This window comes from Salinicola aestuarinus, assembly GCF_003206645.1.
GTDB classification, from domain to species: domain Bacteria; phylum Pseudomonadota; class Gammaproteobacteria; order Pseudomonadales; family Halomonadaceae; genus Salinicola; species Salinicola aestuarinus.
In genome coordinates, this window is sequence record NZ_PZJP01000006.1 from 31,914 (window position 1) to 46,665 (window position 14,752).

At 64.9% G+C, this 14,752-nt stretch carries 14 protein-coding genes; 8 read left to right on the forward strand and 6 right to left on the reverse strand.

The window, feature by feature from the left end:
• Position 1 precedes the first annotated feature (1 nt).
• Positions 2 to 1,285 carry a TRAP transporter large permease gene (locus tag DOM41_RS09910; RefSeq protein ID WP_110686710.1) on the forward strand — a complete coding sequence of 428 codons (1,284 nt, stop codon included), beginning with the start codon at positions 2 to 4 and terminating at the stop codon, positions 1,283 to 1,285.
• Positions 1,286 to 1,653: 368 nt separating this feature from the next.
• Positions 1,654 to 2,388: a FadR/GntR family transcriptional regulator gene (locus tag DOM41_RS09915; protein ID WP_245391815.1), complete on the forward strand. Its 735-nt coding sequence runs from the start codon at positions 1,654 to 1,656 to the stop codon at positions 2,386 to 2,388.
• Between the two features lie 31 nt (positions 2,389 to 2,419).
• Here the strand turns inward: DOM41_RS09915 and mmuM are convergent, their stop codons facing one another.
• The 4 genes from mmuM to DOM41_RS09935 all read right to left on the reverse strand — a co-directional run bounded on the left by mmuM (position 2,420) and on the right by DOM41_RS09935 (position 6,786).
• On the reverse strand, positions 2,420 to 3,415 hold the full coding sequence (mmuM, locus tag DOM41_RS09920) for a homocysteine S-methyltransferase (RefSeq protein ID WP_110686712.1): 996 nt from the start codon (positions 3,413 to 3,415) through the stop codon (positions 2,420 to 2,422).
• Between the two features lie 147 nt (positions 3,416 to 3,562).
• On the reverse strand, positions 3,563 to 4,909 hold the full coding sequence (locus DOM41_RS09925; protein WP_110686713.1) for an NAD(P)/FAD-dependent oxidoreductase: 1,347 nt from the start codon (positions 4,907 to 4,909) through the stop codon (positions 3,563 to 3,565).
• Complete coding sequence (locus DOM41_RS09930; RefSeq protein ID WP_110686714.1) at positions 4,906 to 6,105, reverse strand: pyridoxal phosphate-dependent aminotransferase; 1,200 nt, start codon at positions 6,103 to 6,105, stop codon at positions 4,906 to 4,908. Before DOM41_RS09930 ends, DOM41_RS09925 begins: the two co-directional genes overlap by 4 nt.
• 6 nt (positions 6,106 to 6,111) lie before the next feature.
• Positions 6,112 to 6,786 (reverse strand): TetR family transcriptional regulator C-terminal domain-containing protein, encoded by a 675-nt coding sequence (locus DOM41_RS09935; protein WP_110686715.1) that lies wholly within the window; start codon positions 6,784 to 6,786, stop codon positions 6,112 to 6,114.
• 243 nt (positions 6,787 to 7,029) lie between these two features.
• Between DOM41_RS09935 and DOM41_RS09940 the strand changes: the two genes are divergently transcribed.
• The 5 genes from DOM41_RS09940 to DOM41_RS09960 all read left to right on the forward strand — a co-directional run bounded on the left by DOM41_RS09940 (position 7,030) and on the right by DOM41_RS09960 (position 11,216).
• Positions 7,030 to 7,860 carry an ABC transporter ATP-binding protein gene (locus DOM41_RS09940; RefSeq protein WP_110686716.1) on the forward strand — a complete coding sequence of 277 codons (831 nt, stop codon included), beginning with the start codon at positions 7,030 to 7,032 and terminating at the stop codon, positions 7,858 to 7,860.
• A 4-nt stretch (positions 7,861 to 7,864) separates the two neighbouring features.
• Positions 7,865 to 8,680 carry a transporter substrate-binding domain-containing protein gene (locus DOM41_RS09945; RefSeq protein WP_110686717.1) on the forward strand — a complete coding sequence of 272 codons (816 nt, stop codon included), beginning with the start codon at positions 7,865 to 7,867 and terminating at the stop codon, positions 8,678 to 8,680.
• 106 nt (positions 8,681 to 8,786) lie between these two features.
• Positions 8,787 to 9,566 carry a transporter substrate-binding domain-containing protein gene (locus tag DOM41_RS09950; RefSeq protein WP_110686718.1) on the forward strand — a complete coding sequence of 260 codons (780 nt, stop codon included), beginning with the start codon at positions 8,787 to 8,789 and terminating at the stop codon, positions 9,564 to 9,566.
• 84 nt (positions 9,567 to 9,650) lie between these two features.
• A complete protein-coding gene (locus DOM41_RS09955; RefSeq protein ID WP_110686719.1) occupies positions 9,651 to 10,376 on the forward strand; it encodes an ABC transporter permease in 726 nt (241 codons plus the stop codon).
• Between the two features lie 9 nt (positions 10,377 to 10,385).
• On the forward strand, positions 10,386 to 11,216 hold the full coding sequence (locus DOM41_RS09960) for an ABC transporter permease (protein ID WP_245391801.1): 831 nt from the start codon (positions 10,386 to 10,388) through the stop codon (positions 11,214 to 11,216).
• A gap of 311 nt (positions 11,217 to 11,527) precedes the next feature.
• Here the strand turns inward: DOM41_RS09960 and DOM41_RS09965 are convergent, their stop codons facing one another.
• Both DOM41_RS09965 and DOM41_RS09970 read right to left on the reverse strand, forming a co-directional pair.
• On the reverse strand, positions 11,528 to 12,292 hold the full coding sequence (locus DOM41_RS09965; protein ID WP_110686720.1) for a class II aldolase/adducin family protein: 765 nt from the start codon (positions 12,290 to 12,292) through the stop codon (positions 11,528 to 11,530).
• A 49-nt stretch (positions 12,293 to 12,341) separates the two neighbouring features.
• A complete protein-coding gene (locus tag DOM41_RS09970) occupies positions 12,342 to 13,298 on the reverse strand; it encodes an NAD(P)-dependent oxidoreductase (RefSeq protein WP_110686721.1) in 957 nt (318 codons plus the stop codon).
• Between the two features lie 250 nt (positions 13,299 to 13,548).
• On the opposite strand from DOM41_RS09970, the gene DOM41_RS09975 reads away from it, so the two are divergent.
• Positions 13,549 to 14,739, forward strand: coding sequence for a M20 metallopeptidase family protein (locus tag DOM41_RS09975; RefSeq protein ID WP_110686722.1), 1,191 nt, complete (start codon positions 13,549 to 13,551; stop codon positions 14,737 to 14,739).
• The last annotated feature ends 13 nt before the right edge of the window (positions 14,740 to 14,752 follow it).

The window sequence follows — 14,752 nt, forward strand, 5'->3', positions numbered from 1 at the left end:
CATGGCCGTTGGCTTCGCACTCGTCGCGCTGTTCATTCTTTTCTGCCTGGGAACGCCGGTGGCGTTCGCGCTCTTCACCTCGAGCCTGGTCTACTTCCTGGTCGGCGCCGATCAGCCCATGGTGATGCTGATCCAGCGCCTCGCCGGCGGGCTGGAGTCGATCTCGCTGCTGGCGATCCCGTTTTTCATCATGGCCGGCGTGTTCATGAACCACTCCGGCATCACCGAGCGGCTGCTGACCCTGGCCGAACTCCTGACCCGGCGACTCCACGGCGGGCTGGCCCAGGCCAACGTGCTGCTGAGCACCTTCATGGGCGGACTCTCGGGTTCCAACATCGCCGACGCCGCGATGAACGCCAAACTGCTGGTACCCAGCATGACCGCCGCCGGCTACCCCAAGGCGTTTTCGAGTGCGATTACCGCCTCGTCGTCGCTGGTGACGTCGACCATCCCCCCGGGGATCGCGCTGATCGTCTATGGCTACGTCAACAACGTATCCATCGGGCGGCTGTTTCTCGCCGGCGTCGTCCCGGGCGTCCTGATGGCGCTGGCGTTGATGTGTCTGGTCTCACGCCAGTGTCGTCGGCTCGGTTATCAGACCCCGCGGCGCGAGCGGGTCTCGCGGCAGGAGTGGATCAGCGTCACCCGCGCCGGGCTGATCGCGCTGCTGCTGCCGGTAGTGGTGATCGGCGGCATTCGCGTGGGCATCTTCACCCCGACCGAGGCCGGCGCGATCGCCGTGCTCTACGCGCTGATCGTGGGGCTTTTCGTCTATCGCCAGATGGGATTGAAGAGCGTCGCGCTCGCCACCCAGGAGTCGCTGATGGCCGCGGTCAACGTGCTGTTCATCATTGCCGTGGCCTCGGGCTTCGCCCGCGTGCTGACCTGGGAGCAGATCCCTCAGCAGATCGCGCTACTGCTCTCTTCCGAAGTGGGCAGCGCCGTCGCGTTTCTGCTCATCGCCAACCTGCTGCTACTGCTGCTCGGGATGTTTCTCGAGGGCAACGCGATTCTGATCGTTCTCTCTCCGCTGCTGGCACCGGTGGCGGCGCAGTTCGGTATCGATCCGGTGCACTTCGGCATCGTGTTCATTCTCAACGCCTCCATCGGCACCATCACCCCGCCGCTGGGGACGGTGATGTTCACCACCTGCTCGATCACCGGGGTCTCGATTCCGGATTTCATCCGCGCGGTGATGCCCTACTGGGCGCTAATGGTGGGTCTGCTGTTGTTGGTAACCTTCGTGCCGGCCATTTCGATGACGCTGCCGAACTGGGTGTTCTGAGCCGCAAGCCAGGCAGGCCAACGACAAGCCGGAAGCGGCGCTTTCGCCGCCCGCGGCAGTCCCTGGCCGTCTTCGCGCCCGCCCCCCGCGTGCGCGACGAAGCGGTACCCGCTTGCAGGGCGACGGACGACGCCTCTCATCCGAATCGGTATGGGACCAAACGACGAGGCGACCGCCCTCGCCGTCGCTCGGGTTGGTGGGTAAGATGGCATTATTGACCGCTATGTTGAACATAGTCGGTGTCACCCCCGTCGATCGATGCTGGCGCCCGGCAGTCGACAGCCAAGATTTCGAGACCGGAGACACTCCACCGCGTGACATCTTCCCGCTACGACACTCATTCGAATGCCGCCGCGCAGACCGAGACGGTGCCGTCGCTTGGCGTTGCCGAATCTCTGGTCCGCGACATCTTCACCGGCCACTACCGCCCCGGCGACTTCCTGCCACGAGAGATCGATCTGTGTACGCGCTTCGAACGCAACCGCTCCGCCGTTCGCAGCGATCTTCGCCGACTGGTCGACGCCGGTCTCATCGAGCGCATCTCGGGCTACGGCTCCCGAGTTCGCGAGTTTTCCGACTGGAACATCCTCGATACCCAGGTCACCGCCTGGATGACCCAGTTCGCGACACCAAATCCCGGCATTCAGCGCGACATCCTGGCGTTTCGCTTCGACGTCGAGCCCTACGTGGCGATGACCGCGGCGAGCCGTGCCACGGCCAGGGATCTGGTCGCGATGGAAGAGGCTTTCGAGGGGATGGGGCAGCACCTGCGCGATGCCCCCACTGATGCTGCCGAGCGCGCCCGGCTACACAACGACTGGGACGTCGCGTTCCACGTCGCCATCTTCAAGGCGACGCACAACATTGTCTGGACTCAGCTATCGCATATCCTGCGGCCATCGATTCACCTGCTGGTGGAGACCTCCAACGTCAGCGAGAGCGCGCCCGGCGAGAGCCTGGAGCGCCACCGGCAGCTGATGGAGTGCATTCGTGCCCGCCGCGCCCGCGATGCCTTCTTCGCTTCCGTCACCCTGCTCGAGGGGACGGCCACCGCGCTGGGTATCGAGATGCCGCAGATGCGCCTCGGCGAGATTCCGAGCTAGCCCGCTCGCCGGCGGACGAGCCGGCGATACTTCATGGCGCTGGTTGCGCGCGTCGCGCCGCCAGCGCACGAATGTCCTCCGGCCCCGTCCGGCAGCAGCCGCCGATGGCGCTGGCCCCCGCCGCCAGCCAGCACGAGACGCCATCGGCCAGATCCGCCGGCGCCGAACTCGCCACCTCAGTGGCCGCGTGCCAGCGCTTGGTCACGGGATCGTAGTGCTCACCGGAGTTGGGATAGACCACGATCGGCAGCGCGGTCTGGGAGCGAATCGTCGCGATCAGCGGCTCGATGGACGCCAGTGCCGTGCAGTTGATGCCCATGGCAACGACGTTGGGCCGCCCGTCCAGGGCGCGAACGCACTCGGCGATAGGCGTTCCATCGCTGATGCAGTCGCCGTCGCGCGCCGAGAAGGTGATCCACGCACGGGCGTCGAGGGTCTCCAGCAGATCGGCAATCGCCAGCGCCTCCTCGAGTGACGGCAGCGTCTCCACCGCCAGCAGATCCGGCTTCGCCGCCAGCAGCGTCTCCAGTCGAGGTCGGTGAAACTCGGCCAGGCCGGCGCGATCGATCGCGAGTCCGGCGTAGCCGCGATACTCGCTGCCATCGGCGAGAAACGCGCCGTAAGGCCCTACCGATGCCGCCACCAGTGGGCGGGGTCTCGTCGCGGTCTGCTCGTGCGAAAGCCAGAACGCCTCCCTGGCTTCGACGGCCAGAGTCACCGAGCGCATCATCAGCGCATCCGCGGTCTCGGCGTCGATACCGGCGCGCTGGAAACCTTCCCGCGTGGCCTGATAGCTCGCCGTGATCGCGCAGTCGGCCCCGGCTTCGAAGTAGGCGCGGTGAACGTCTCGAATCATCTGCGGCGACTCGCTGAGGATTCGCGCCGACCACAGCGCATCGTTGAGATCGCAGCCTCGCCGCTCGAGTTCGGTGGCGAGCGCGCCATCGACGATCATGAAGCCGAAGCGTGTCGCGATGTCGGCGATGGGATTGTCGCCGAGCGTCACGGCGGAAAGTGGGTCATTCATGGTCTGGCGGTCCCGACGGTGGAATCTCTGAAAACGCCGTTTGGCGAGCGGCGAGTATGCAAGCCCTGCGCACTGCAGGCCAGAGCCACCCCGCGCGTGTCACCGGATCATCGTCCGATGCCCCGGCCGACGTCAGGTCGCCCCCGTTCAGAGCGCCGGGCCGGGCCGGATCGGGGAGCCGTCGCTAAAGCGCGTCAAACGGAAGCGGCTCAGATCGTGCCCCGTCTCCCGACCGACAACTAGATCCGCAAGGACACGGCCAAAACCGGGGCCGATGCCGAAACCATGGGCCGACATGCCGGTCCCGACCGTCAATCCCGGCAGCGCCGTGCAGCGATCGACCACCGGCAACACGTCAGGCATGGCATCGATCATGCCCGCCCAGGCGGCCTTGACGCGCACCTCACCCAGACCCGGAAACCGCTTGGCAAAAGCGCGCGGCGTGTCGCGCACCACGCGTGCGTTGGGTGCCGGGTCAAGCATCCGCATGCGCTCAAACGGCGTTGGCCGATCGGCAGACCAGCGCCGCGCCAGCCGCCACGCATCGGGAAATCCGGCCGGTGCGGCGAGCTTGAAGCGCGTGCCAAGCGGATCCTCGCGCAGCGCGGGGAGGTAGCGGCGACAGTGGCGAAAGGCGTCGGGGCCGAGGAAAAGCTCATGGAAACCGGCGGCGGCCAGGGTGTAGCCGCCGTCCTGCCGGCGGCGAAAGGCGACCTTGTCATCGGTCGCGGCCCCGGCGTAGACCTGCTTCAGCGGCTCGGTGGCCATCACGGTACCGCGCACCGAAAGCTGCGGCAGGTCGATGCCGCTCTGGCGCAGCAGTAGAGAACTCCAGGCGCCGCCGGCCACCACGACCTCGTCTGCCTGAATCCGCCCTGCCTCGGTGACGACGCCGGCGACGCGCCCGGCCATGACATCAAGCGTTCTAACCGCGCAGTTCTCGACGATCGTGACACCCTCGCGAGCGGCTAGCCGGGCCAGCGCGGGTACCGCCTTCCAGGGTTCTGCCCGCATGTCGGAAGGGGTCTCCATCGCCCCGATCACCTGTCGCGACATCCCCGGAATCAGCGCCGCGGTCTGCGCGCCATCCATCAAATGCGTGTCCAGGCCGTGCGCCCGGGCGTGAGGCATCCACTCGTGCAGCGCCGCCATTTCCTTGTCGGTGTGGGCAAAGTAGGTCACTCCCCCTGGCGCCAACCCCACATCCTCGCCGCACTCTCGCGCCAGCTGCCGCCAAAGCGAGCACGCCTCGCCGGCGATCGGCAGCTCCTCCGGCGCCCGTCCCTGCTGACGTATCCAGCCCCAGTTGCGCGAAGACTGCTCGCCGGCGACTCGGCCTTTCTCCAGCAGGGTCACGGACAGGCCCCGCCTGGCGAGAAAGAGCGCGCAGGTCACACCGATGACCCCTGCCCCAACCACGACGACATCAGCGCTTGCCGGCGGTGGCCCGGGCCACTCGATGGGATTCTCCAGGCTAAAGGGAAATGCGGTCATGTCACTGCCTCTCGATCAGCTGCGGCTTCGGCCAGCTCATCGCAAAGACAGCCCATCCGCCGCACAGCCTCGAGTAGCGTGTCGTCCGGCACCGTCAACGCCACGCGGACCAGGCCGGCGGCGCTTTCACCGAAAGAGATGCCTGGCATCACCGCCACATCGTGGCGCTCCAGCAACTGCTCGGCGAAGGCCTCGCCATCGAGACCGGTGCGCGACACATCGATCATCAGAAACATACCGCCCTGCGGCAGACTGGCCGAGAGCATCGGCAGGTCGGCAACGGCGGCTGCGACTCGCCGCGCGCGCCGGCCGAGCGCTTCACGCAGTCGCTCCGCGGTGTCGAAATCGCCGCGCAGCGCGGCTTCGGTCATGTCGGCGATAAACGGCTGGTTGCCGAACAGCATCGTTTCGGACAGCGGCAGCAGCCGGCGCGAGAACGCGACGGGACCTATCGACCAGCCGCTGCGAAACCCGGTGGCGGCGTGACTCTTCGAGATCGAGGAAACCACCACCGTACGCTCGCGCAGCTCGGCGATTTCCAGCGGGGAGACAAAGGTACCTTCGAAGATCAGCGCTTCGTAAACTTCGTCACAGACGATCCACAGATCGTGCTCGATACACAGTTGCCCCAGCGACGCGATCGCATCGCGATCCATCACCGCGCCCGTCGGGTTGTGGGGGGTGTTGAGCAGCAGAACCCGGCTCTCCGGTGTGATCGCCGCTCGCAGATCCGCCGGCTGCATCACGAAACCGTGCTCGATGCGCAGCGGCACCGACTGCAGCGACGCCCCGGCGGCCCGAATGACCCCTTCGTAAGTGGCGTAGAAGGGGTTGCCGGTCAGAACGCCGTCCCCCTCTCCCGCCAGCGCCAGAATCACTGCGAACAGGGCCGTCTGCGTGCCGGGGAAACAGAGCACGTTCTCCTCCTCAATCCCGGGAAGGCGGTCCGCGTAGAGGTCGATCAGGGCATTGACCAGCCCGGTCTCACCACGGCCATTGGAGTAGCGAGTCCGGCCGGCCCGCAACGCCGCAACGCAGTGCTCGACGAGTGCCGGGTCGGTGGTGATGTCGGGTTCACCGATGGTCAGCTCCATGATCTCGTCACCTGCGGCGATGCGCCGACGTGACTCGTTGTGAAGCGCCCATTTGTCGCCACCGAGATCCTGGAGACGATCGATAATCGCAGTGTAACGCATGAAAAATCAGTTCCTGTCGGGTAGGGGGTCGCCGTGAAAATCCAGATATTGCAGAAGATCGCCGGCCGGAAGCGCGAGAATGCCTTCGGCTGCGCCGAGCGCGATTCGGGGCAGCCTGTCGATGCTGTAAAGGCCGTGACTGAGCGAGCCTTCGAGCCAGAGCCCATCGATGAGACCGTTGAGCGCAATCGCATGCGCCTGACAGATATCCGGCGGCGCCGGCCGCTGTCGTGCCGCGAGCACGGCGTGCACCATCGTCTCGAGCAGGCTGAGAAATTCGCGGTAGCTCTCGCGGTGGATGTCGGCGTAGCGCGGCGTCGCTCGAATCCGGCCAATGAACGTCGCCCAAAGGGACACCTTGCGAGCCGATAGGTTGGGCGGCGTCACATTGGCAACGACGAACTGGGCCAGCCGCCTTTCCGGGCTCTTGCCGGCGTCCGCAGCCGCCTGTTCCGCCTGAGTGGTCATCTGCCCCACCAGATAGCCGTAGGCCGCCAGCACCATGTCGTCCTTCGAGCCGAAGTAATGCCGTATCAGCCCCGCGGTCACGTTCGCTTTTTCCGCGATTCGCCGCGCCGAAGCCCCGTCCAGGCCCTGCTCTGCGATACACTCCAAGGTTGCCTCAAGCAGGCTACGCCGGCGCTCATCAAGAGAAAGGCGCTGGAAATTCTTGCGGCTCATGAATGGCGTCGTTCTCAATCAAGTCAGGAAGGAATCGGCCGGAATTCGGAATGGACCGGGCTGCGAGTCGCGGATTCTGGGACTGACGCCAAGCGACTGAATGGCATGTGGCCTTTGAATCTCGCGACAGTTGTTATACTGTCGTATAACAACATAAAGATTGCAAGACCCCGCCTGTCGTGCTGCAAGGTCCTGAGTAAATCGGTCTATTGCGCTCGGCAGGTCCACTAAAAGGGAGACCCTATGCAACACCAATCCGCGACCCGGGTTGTCACGCAACCGCAAAACGATGCCGCGAAATCGGCAACTGCGGAATCCGCAGTGGAGATTCATGATCTTCACAAGTCATTCGGCGGAGTCGATGTCCTCAAGGGCATATCGTTGACCGCCCGCCAGGGTGATGTCGTCGCCATCATCGGCGGCTCGGGATCGGGTAAATCGACGCTATTACGCTGCGTCAATCTGCTCGAGACCCCGACGTCAGGACAGATCGCGATCCAGGGCGAGCCCTACCGCATGCGAGCGGGCAAGAATGGGGCCCTGGTACCCGCCGACCGCCGTCAGATCCAGCGCATCCGCGCACACCTCGGCATGGTGTTCCAGAGTTTCAACCTCTGGCCTCACCGCACGGTACTCGAGAATGTCATGGAAGTGCCGGTTCACGTCCTCAAGACGCCGCGCGAGGAAGCCCGGGCCCGCGCCAGCACGCTGCTCGACCGGGTAGGGCTGGGCGACAAGCTCGATGCCTACCCGAGCTTTCTGTCGGGGGGACAACAGCAGCGTGCCGCCATCGCCCGGGTGCTCGCCGTCGATCCTCTTGCCATGCTCTTCGACGAACCGACGTCGGCGCTGGATCCGGAGCTCGTCGGCGAAGTGCTGTCGGTGATTCGCGACCTGGCCGCCGAGCACCGCACCATGCTGCTGGTCACTCACGAGATGGCGTTTGCGCGAGATGTCGCCACCCATGTCGTATTCCTCCGTGACGGGATTATCGAAGAGCAGGGCAGTCCCACCCAGATATTCGAATCACCACGTTCGGAACATCTCAAACAATTCATAAAATCAGTTGCTTAACTCCATGAAACGGATACAGAACCAGACGGCGTCTACCGCCTCTCGCCGGGCGCATCGCCTCGCCCTTACCCTCGTCTCCCTGAGTACCTTGTGCGCGCTGCCCGCTGCCGCCGCCGACTACAACATCGGCATCTCTTCCGAACCCTACCCGCCCTACTACAGCCCTGATGCATCCGGCGAATGGTCGGGCTGGGAGATCGACTTCGCCGATGAGCTCTGTCGGCGGCTGGGCAGCGAGTGCGAGACCGTGCCACTGGCGTGGGAAGGCATCATTCCGGCGCTGAAGACCGGCAAGATCGACATGATCATCGGCTCGATGGCGATCACCCCGCAGCGCCAGGAGCAGATCGCCTTCTCCGACAAGTACAAGCACAGTCCCACCGGCCTGCTGGCGCTCAAGCAGAGCGAAGTCGAGCCCAGTGCCGACAGCCTGGAAGGGGCCTATCTGGGGGTGCAGTCGGGCTCCATTCAGGAGAATTACGCCCGCGCCTACTATGCCGAGAGTGCCAACCTACAGGTCTACCAGACGCTCGACGAGGAACTCCAGGATCTGGACGCCGGACGTCTGGATGCCGTGCTCGGCGATATCGTCGCGATGCAGGCGTTCATGACATCCGAGCGCGGCCAGGCGTGCTGTGAGTTCCGCGGCACGGTGGCGCCCGATCAGAGCATTCTCGGCTACGGCGTCGGCGTCGGTATGCGCAAGAGCGACCAGGACCTCAAGGAAGCGGTCAACGTTGCGATCGCCGACATCCGCGCCGATGGCACCTTCGAGCGCCTGTCGGCCCCCTATTTCGATTTCGACATCTACGGCGACTAGGGACGCTCGCCGCGCGGGACTGCCTTGGCGCCTTTGCCCTGTGAACCCCATCTATCCGATCCGATTTCGCGATCCCCGTTACCCGTCTCGACAGGAGCCAGACACGATGAAACGCACGTTAGCCGCTACCCTTCCTCTTTTCGCCGTCCTGATCACCCCGGCGATGGCTGCCGACACCTACAAGGTGGGCATCTCGGCCGAGCCCTACCCGCCTTTCTACAGCCCCAGTGCGTCGGGTGAGTGGTCCGGCTGGGAGATCGATTTCACCGATGCACTCTGTGAGCGTCTGCAGGCCGACTGCGAGATCGTCCCGCTTGCCTGGGAGGGGATCATCCCGGCGCTCAATACCGGCAAGATCGACATGATCATCGGCTCGATGGGCATCACACCCGAGCGGGCCAAACAGATCGCCTTCTCGGAGAAGTATTACGACACCCCGACGGGCATCGTCGCTGCCAAGGGTATCGACATGGAGCCCACGCCCGAGGGGGTCGAGGGCGTCTACCTGGGTGTTCAGTCCGGCTCCATTCAGGAGAACTACGCCAATCGGTATTTCGCCGACAGCGCCGCCGACATCAAGGTCTACCAGACGGTGGATGAGGAGCTCCAGGATCTGACCGCTGGGCGTATCGATGCCGTGTTAGGCGATACCCTGGCCATGCAGCCCTTCCTGGAATCCGACCTCGGCCAGGCGTGCTGCGAGTTCCGCGGCAACGTGGAGGCCGACCCGGCTATTCTCGGCCGAGGGGTCGGCGTCGGCCTGCGTCAGGAAGACGACGAACTGCGGTCGCGGGTGAATACGGCGATCGAGGACCTCCTGAGCGATGGCACCTATGCAGCCATCTCCCAGCGCTACTTCGGGGACGTCAGCATCTACGGCGAGTGAGACCTCGCCCTGCATGCCGCCATCGTCAGCCGCATTGGCGATGGCGCGCCTTTTCACCCCCCGATCTAGAAGGATGTCAGCCCCATGACAACCGTGTTCGATTTTGGCCTGCTCGCGTACGACCCGCCCGGCTGGGGCCGGGTCCTGCTGGTCGGCTTCTGGCGATCGATCGAACTCGCCGCCGGCGGCTACTGCCTTGGGATCGTGATCGGCATCTTCGGCGCTGCCGGCAAACTCTACGGCGGCAAGGTCGTCCGTGACCTGCTCGAGATCTACACCATGGTGATCCGCGCCGTCCCCGAGCTGGTACTGATTCTCCTGTTCTACTACGTCGGCACCGATCTGCTCAGCCGCGCCTCGGTCGCACTAGGCTTCTCCCGCGTCGACATCGACGGCCTGAGCGCCGGCATCATGGTCATAGGTCTGGTTCAAGGCGCCTACGCCACCGAGGTCTTTCGCGGCGCCATTCGCGCCGTGCCGACGGGCCAGATCGAAGCGGCCCACGCCTTCGGCATGCGCGGCTCGCTGGTGATGCGTCGCGTCACGCTACCGGCAATGCTGCCGCATGCGCTGCCGGGCATGGCCAACCTCTGGATGATCGCGACCAAGGACACGGCGCTGCTCGCAGTGGTCGGGTTCAGCGAGTTGACTCTCGCCGCTCGGCAGGCGGCAGGCGCCACACGTGCCTATCTGCTGTTCTTCCTCTCGGCGGGCGCGCTCTACCTTGCCCTCACCCTGATCTCTAACGTCATTCTACGCCGCGTGGAGCGCCGGGCCCGTCGGGGTCTGGTATCCGCACGACAACAATAAGGAGACCCCGTGGCCGAACTCGATATTGTCTCCCCGCCCTCAAGCCCTGCCGCGCTGAGTCCGAAGCGTATTCTGGTGATATTGGGAGAGCCGCATCGCGTGGTACTGGCGCTGCTGGGGCTCTCTGGCCTGGTCATGGCGATTCATCTCATGGACTGGGCGTGGCTGCCTCAGTATCTGCCCAAGCTCGGCGACGGCCTACTGATGACGCTGATGATGCTGGTCGCGAGTGTCATCGTGGGTTTTCTGCTGGCACTGCCGCTGGGATTGGTCCAGGTCGGAGGCATCTGGCCGCTGCGCTGGCTCGCGACCGCGTTTTGTACCGCGGTACGAGGCACACCGCTGCTGCTCCAGATGTGGCTTCTCTATTACGGTCTGGGCGCCGTCTTTGCACAGTTCCCGGAGATTCGGGGTAGCTGGGCATGGGACTATCTGCGCCAGGCGTGGCCCTACGGCTTCCTCGCCCTGACGATCTCTTTCGCCGCCTACGAGGGGGAAGTGATGCGAGGCGCCTTCGCCGGCGTACCGCGCGGCGAGCTCGAGGCCGCCGAGGCATTCGGCATGTCGCGCTGGCAAATCTTTCGCCGGGTCTGGTTCCCGCGCGCGGTTCATCGCGCCCTGCCGACGCTGGCCGGTGAGATCATTCTGCAGCTGAAGTCGACGCCGCTTGTCGCAACGATCGCCGTGACCGACCTCTACGCCGTGATCACCCAAGTGCGGCAAGCGACCTACCTGACCTATGAGCCGCTGCTGTTTCTGGTCGCCGTCTATCTCTGCCTGAGCGGCCTGCTGATCCTGGCCCTGCGCTGGCTGGAAAACCGGGTCCCTACCGGCCAGTAGGCGCGGCCGGGATGCCAGGGCAACGTCTCGAAAGCGTCGCCCTGGCCCCTCTGCACCGCGATTGCCGACGGCGAGCGGTCAGCGAATCGCCGACAGCGCGCAGCGATGGGACGCGCGTTGACAGGGACTCGCCTGGGGTATCGAACTGAACCCTCTTGAGGTGTCGAACTGAACTCCCTTGGGGTGTCGAACCAACTCCCTTGGGGTGTCGAACTGCACGCGGAGACGTTCAGCGCCCGTCGGCAGACAACGGGCGCTGGCGGCTCGAGGACCGGCTTTCTCGCTAGGCCGGCGCCTCGAACCTTCGCGCGCTACGCCTTGTAACCGGGATCCAACGCTTCCAGGGTCCGCAGATGCGCCGCCCACTCGAGCGCCAGATCGCCCTCCTCATGGGTGGTCTGGACGTACTGTCGCGCCACGTGCCGGGCGAGCGCATCCGGCACTGGCGCCAGCGCCTGCCCCATGCCCAGGGAGGCGACCTGGATGTCGCAGGCCCGCTCCAGGTAGAACATATTGTTGAACATCTCGGCGGCGCTCGCGCCTGTCGTCAGCAGGCCGTGATTGCGCAACACCAGGGCCCGCTTGTCGCCGAGACTCGCCACGATACGCTCGCGCTCGTCGAGATCGAGCGCGATGCCCTCGTAGTCGTGGTAGGCGATATTGCCGTAGAACTGCAATGCGATCTGGTTGAGCGGCATCAGGCCGTCTTTCAACGACGAGACGGCGACACCCGCACGGGTGTGCGTATGCATGACCCACGCCGCGTCGTGACTGGCGCGATGAATCGCCGAATGGATGGTGAACCCCGCCGGATTGACGCGCGCCTCGCCGGCATTGACCTTGTGGCCATCGACGTCGATCTTGACCAGTGAAGACGCGGTTATCTCCTCCCATCGCCAGCCGTAGGGATTGATCAGAAATCGATCCTGCTCACCGGGAACTCGCGCGGTGATGTGGGTGTAGATGAGATCCGTCATCCGATAGTGGGCGGCCAGCCGATAACAGGCCGCCAGTTCGATACGCGCCTGCCACTCGGCGTCACTGATCATCGCTGCACTCTCTGCGTTGTCTGGCATGATTCGCTGATCTCCTCATGTGAGTGAATGGGCCGCGTTGCGGCCAGGCTCAGTAGCCCCTGGCACGATCGACAGCGAGGGCCAGATCGCCACCGTCCCTGAGTGCTCGCGCGCTCTCGATCACCTGCTGCGAGACCACCTCCGGCAAGGAGTCGCTGGCGATATGCGGTGAGAGGCGAAGCTTGGGGTGAGACCAGAACGGATGATCGGCGCCGAGCGGCTCGTCGCGGAACACGTCGAGCGACGCGCCGGCCAGCGAACCCTCTGCCAACGCCGCGAGCAGATCCTCTTCCACCAGATGCTCGCCACGACCTATCTGAATGAGCCAGGCGCCGGGCCTGAGCCGCGCAAACAGTGCGGTGGAGAGAATATTGTCGGTCTGCGCCGTCAGCGGCAGGACGTTAATCAGGTAGTCGGCGTCCGTTGCGGCCGCCTCAACCGCCCCCGGCCCTGTCTCGTAGTGAACACCGTTAACCGGCGCCTGTGGCGCTCGCGAGCATGCCACTCGCACGTCGAAGCCCAGCGCCGCCAGGGCGCGAGCCACGGCCCGCCCCATCGTCCCGTGCCCGAGGATCGCAACCCTTCTCGACGCCGGCGCCCGCATGGGCAGCGGGTGCCAGGTGGCACGCTCTGCCTGGCGGCGCAGCCTGTCGAACTCACGCTCATGATGGAGCACCTCATGCGCGGCGAAACCGGCCATCAGGTCGGCCTGATGCGGGTCTCTCACTCGTGCGATACGTACCGATTCATCCAAGCCTGGATGACTCATCAAGGCGTCGACGCCGGCCCCGATGGACATCGCCAGCTGCAGATTCGGATAGGGGGCGAACGCGTCGTCCACCGGCAGCCAGCAGATCGCAAAGCGAACCTCCTCGGGGCACTGAATCTGGGACGGGTGGCGCAGCACCACGTCCCCGGCCTCGGCCCGTAGCGATTCTCCGTAGATTGCCTCCAGATCGATCGAATCGCTCAGATAGACGCCGACGATGGTATCCGCCTTCCCCATGAAATCTCCTTGTGATGGTCGTGCCGATATCGGATTCGAGTCACCTTGTGGCGCCGAATCCCTGGCCGTGGGTTGTCACACGAAACCCAGCAGTACATGCTGTTTGTTATTCGATTGTATAACTATTAACGAAAGTCGAAAACACTCACCTGCTACGGGTAAGCCCGCTAGCGCTTCGTGAGAGAATCGACGTTCGCTATCTGGGACGCCGTGCCATGCCGCGGCGACTGCCATCATAAGGAGCCTGGTAATGCCTACGGATAACAGCCATAACACCGACTCGCGTATCCAGCGTCTCGTCGACACCATCGAGCCCAAACTGATCGAGATTCGCCGAGAGATTCACGCCCATCCGGAAACCGGCTTCGACACCGTGCGAACGGCGGCACTGGTCGAAAGGGAGCTAAAGGCACTGGGCCTTGACGTGAAGACAGGCATCGGTCGGACCGGCGTGGTCGCCGACATCCCTGGCAATGCCCCGGGCCCCTGCCTGATCCTTCGGGCCGACATGGATGCCCTGCCCATCACCGAACGGACCGGACTGCCGTTTGCCTCCACGGTGCCGGGCAAAATGCACGCCTGCGGCCATGACACCCACACCGCCGCGCTGCTCGGTGCCGCCACGGCGTTGCGCGAGCTCGCCCCTCAGCTGCAAGGTTCGGTGCGGCTGATTTTCCAGCCTGCCGAGGAGACCCTCGAGAGCGGCGCCAAAGCGATGGTTGCCGACGGGGCAGCCGAGGGCGCATCGATGGCGATCGCCTTCCACAACCAACCGCAGCTCCCCTTCGGCAACGTGAGCCTGCTGCGCGGGGCCAGCACCGCCTCGAGCGATGAGTTCAAAGTGACCGTACGCGGCGTTTCCGGACATGCCGCCCGTCCGCATCAGGCGATCGACCCGATCGTTGGGGCCGCCTCGCTGATCTCGCAGCTACAGACGGTGATCTCTCGCAACATGGATCCCGCGCAGTCCGCCGTGCTCACGGTCGGTCAGATACAGGGAGGAGAGAGTCAGAACATCATTCCCGATAGCTGCACCTTCGAAGGCACGGTGCGCTGCCGTTCGGAAGTCTCGCGGGACATCGCGGAGGCGGCGTTTCGGCGTATCTGCCAGCATGGCGCGGCCGCGCTTCAGCTTGAGGCCGAGGTCGAGTACGTTCGCGGCGCCCCGGCGGTCCAGAACGACGATGGGCTGGTGGATCAGGCCGCACGCTCCCTGAGCGCCCAGTTCGGCAAACCGGCGACCGTCGAGGTGGGGTCGGACTTCGGGGCCGAGGACTTCTCCTACTTCTCGGAGCGGATGCCGTCGATCCAGATCTATCTGGGGGCGGGCCAGGCAGGTCGCGACGATCGGCTACACAACTCCGACTACCAACCGGACGAACGCTTCATCGGCCAGGCCGCGGTGGCGCTCACGCGAATGGCGGTCGACCTCCTCGCCTGAACGACAGGCAGGC

What these genes read in the sequence shown, in the direction of transcription:
- DOM41_RS09930 (WP_110686714.1), bottom strand. Translation starts at nt 6,105, where the DNA reads ATGCGTTACACTGCGATTATCGATCGTCTCCAGGATCTCGGTGGCGAC.
- DOM41_RS09925 (WP_110686713.1), bottom strand. Translation starts at nt 4,909, where the DNA reads ATGACCGCATTTCCCTTTAGCCTGGAGAATCCCATCGAGTGGCCCGGG.
- DOM41_RS09970 (WP_110686721.1), bottom strand. Translation starts at nt 13,298, where the DNA reads ATGGGGAAGGCGGATACCATCGTCGGCGTCTATCTGAGCGATTCGATC.
- DOM41_RS09945 (WP_110686717.1), top strand. Translation starts at nt 7,865, where the DNA reads ATGAAACGGATACAGAACCAGACGGCGTCTACCGCCTCTCGCCGGGCG.
- DOM41_RS09955 (WP_110686719.1), top strand. Translation starts at nt 9,651, where the DNA reads ATGACAACCGTGTTCGATTTTGGCCTGCTCGCGTACGACCCGCCCGGC.
- DOM41_RS09910 (WP_110686710.1), top strand. Translation starts at nt 2, where the DNA reads ATGGCCGTTGGCTTCGCACTCGTCGCGCTGTTCATTCTTTTCTGCCTG.
- DOM41_RS09935 (WP_110686715.1), bottom strand. Translation starts at nt 6,786, where the DNA reads ATGAGCCGCAAGAATTTCCAGCGCCTTTCTCTTGATGAGCGCCGGCGT.
- DOM41_RS09950 (WP_110686718.1), top strand. Translation starts at nt 8,787, where the DNA reads ATGAAACGCACGTTAGCCGCTACCCTTCCTCTTTTCGCCGTCCTGATC.
- DOM41_RS09975 (WP_110686722.1), top strand. Translation starts at nt 13,549, where the DNA reads ATGCCTACGGATAACAGCCATAACACCGACTCGCGTATCCAGCGTCTC.
- DOM41_RS09965 (WP_110686720.1), bottom strand. Translation starts at nt 12,292, where the DNA reads ATGCCAGACAACGCAGAGAGTGCAGCGATGATCAGTGACGCCGAGTGG.
- DOM41_RS09940 (WP_110686716.1), top strand. Translation starts at nt 7,030, where the DNA reads ATGCAACACCAATCCGCGACCCGGGTTGTCACGCAACCGCAAAACGAT.
- mmuM (WP_110686712.1), bottom strand. Translation starts at nt 3,415, where the DNA reads ATGAATGACCCACTTTCCGCCGTGACGCTCGGCGACAATCCCATCGCC.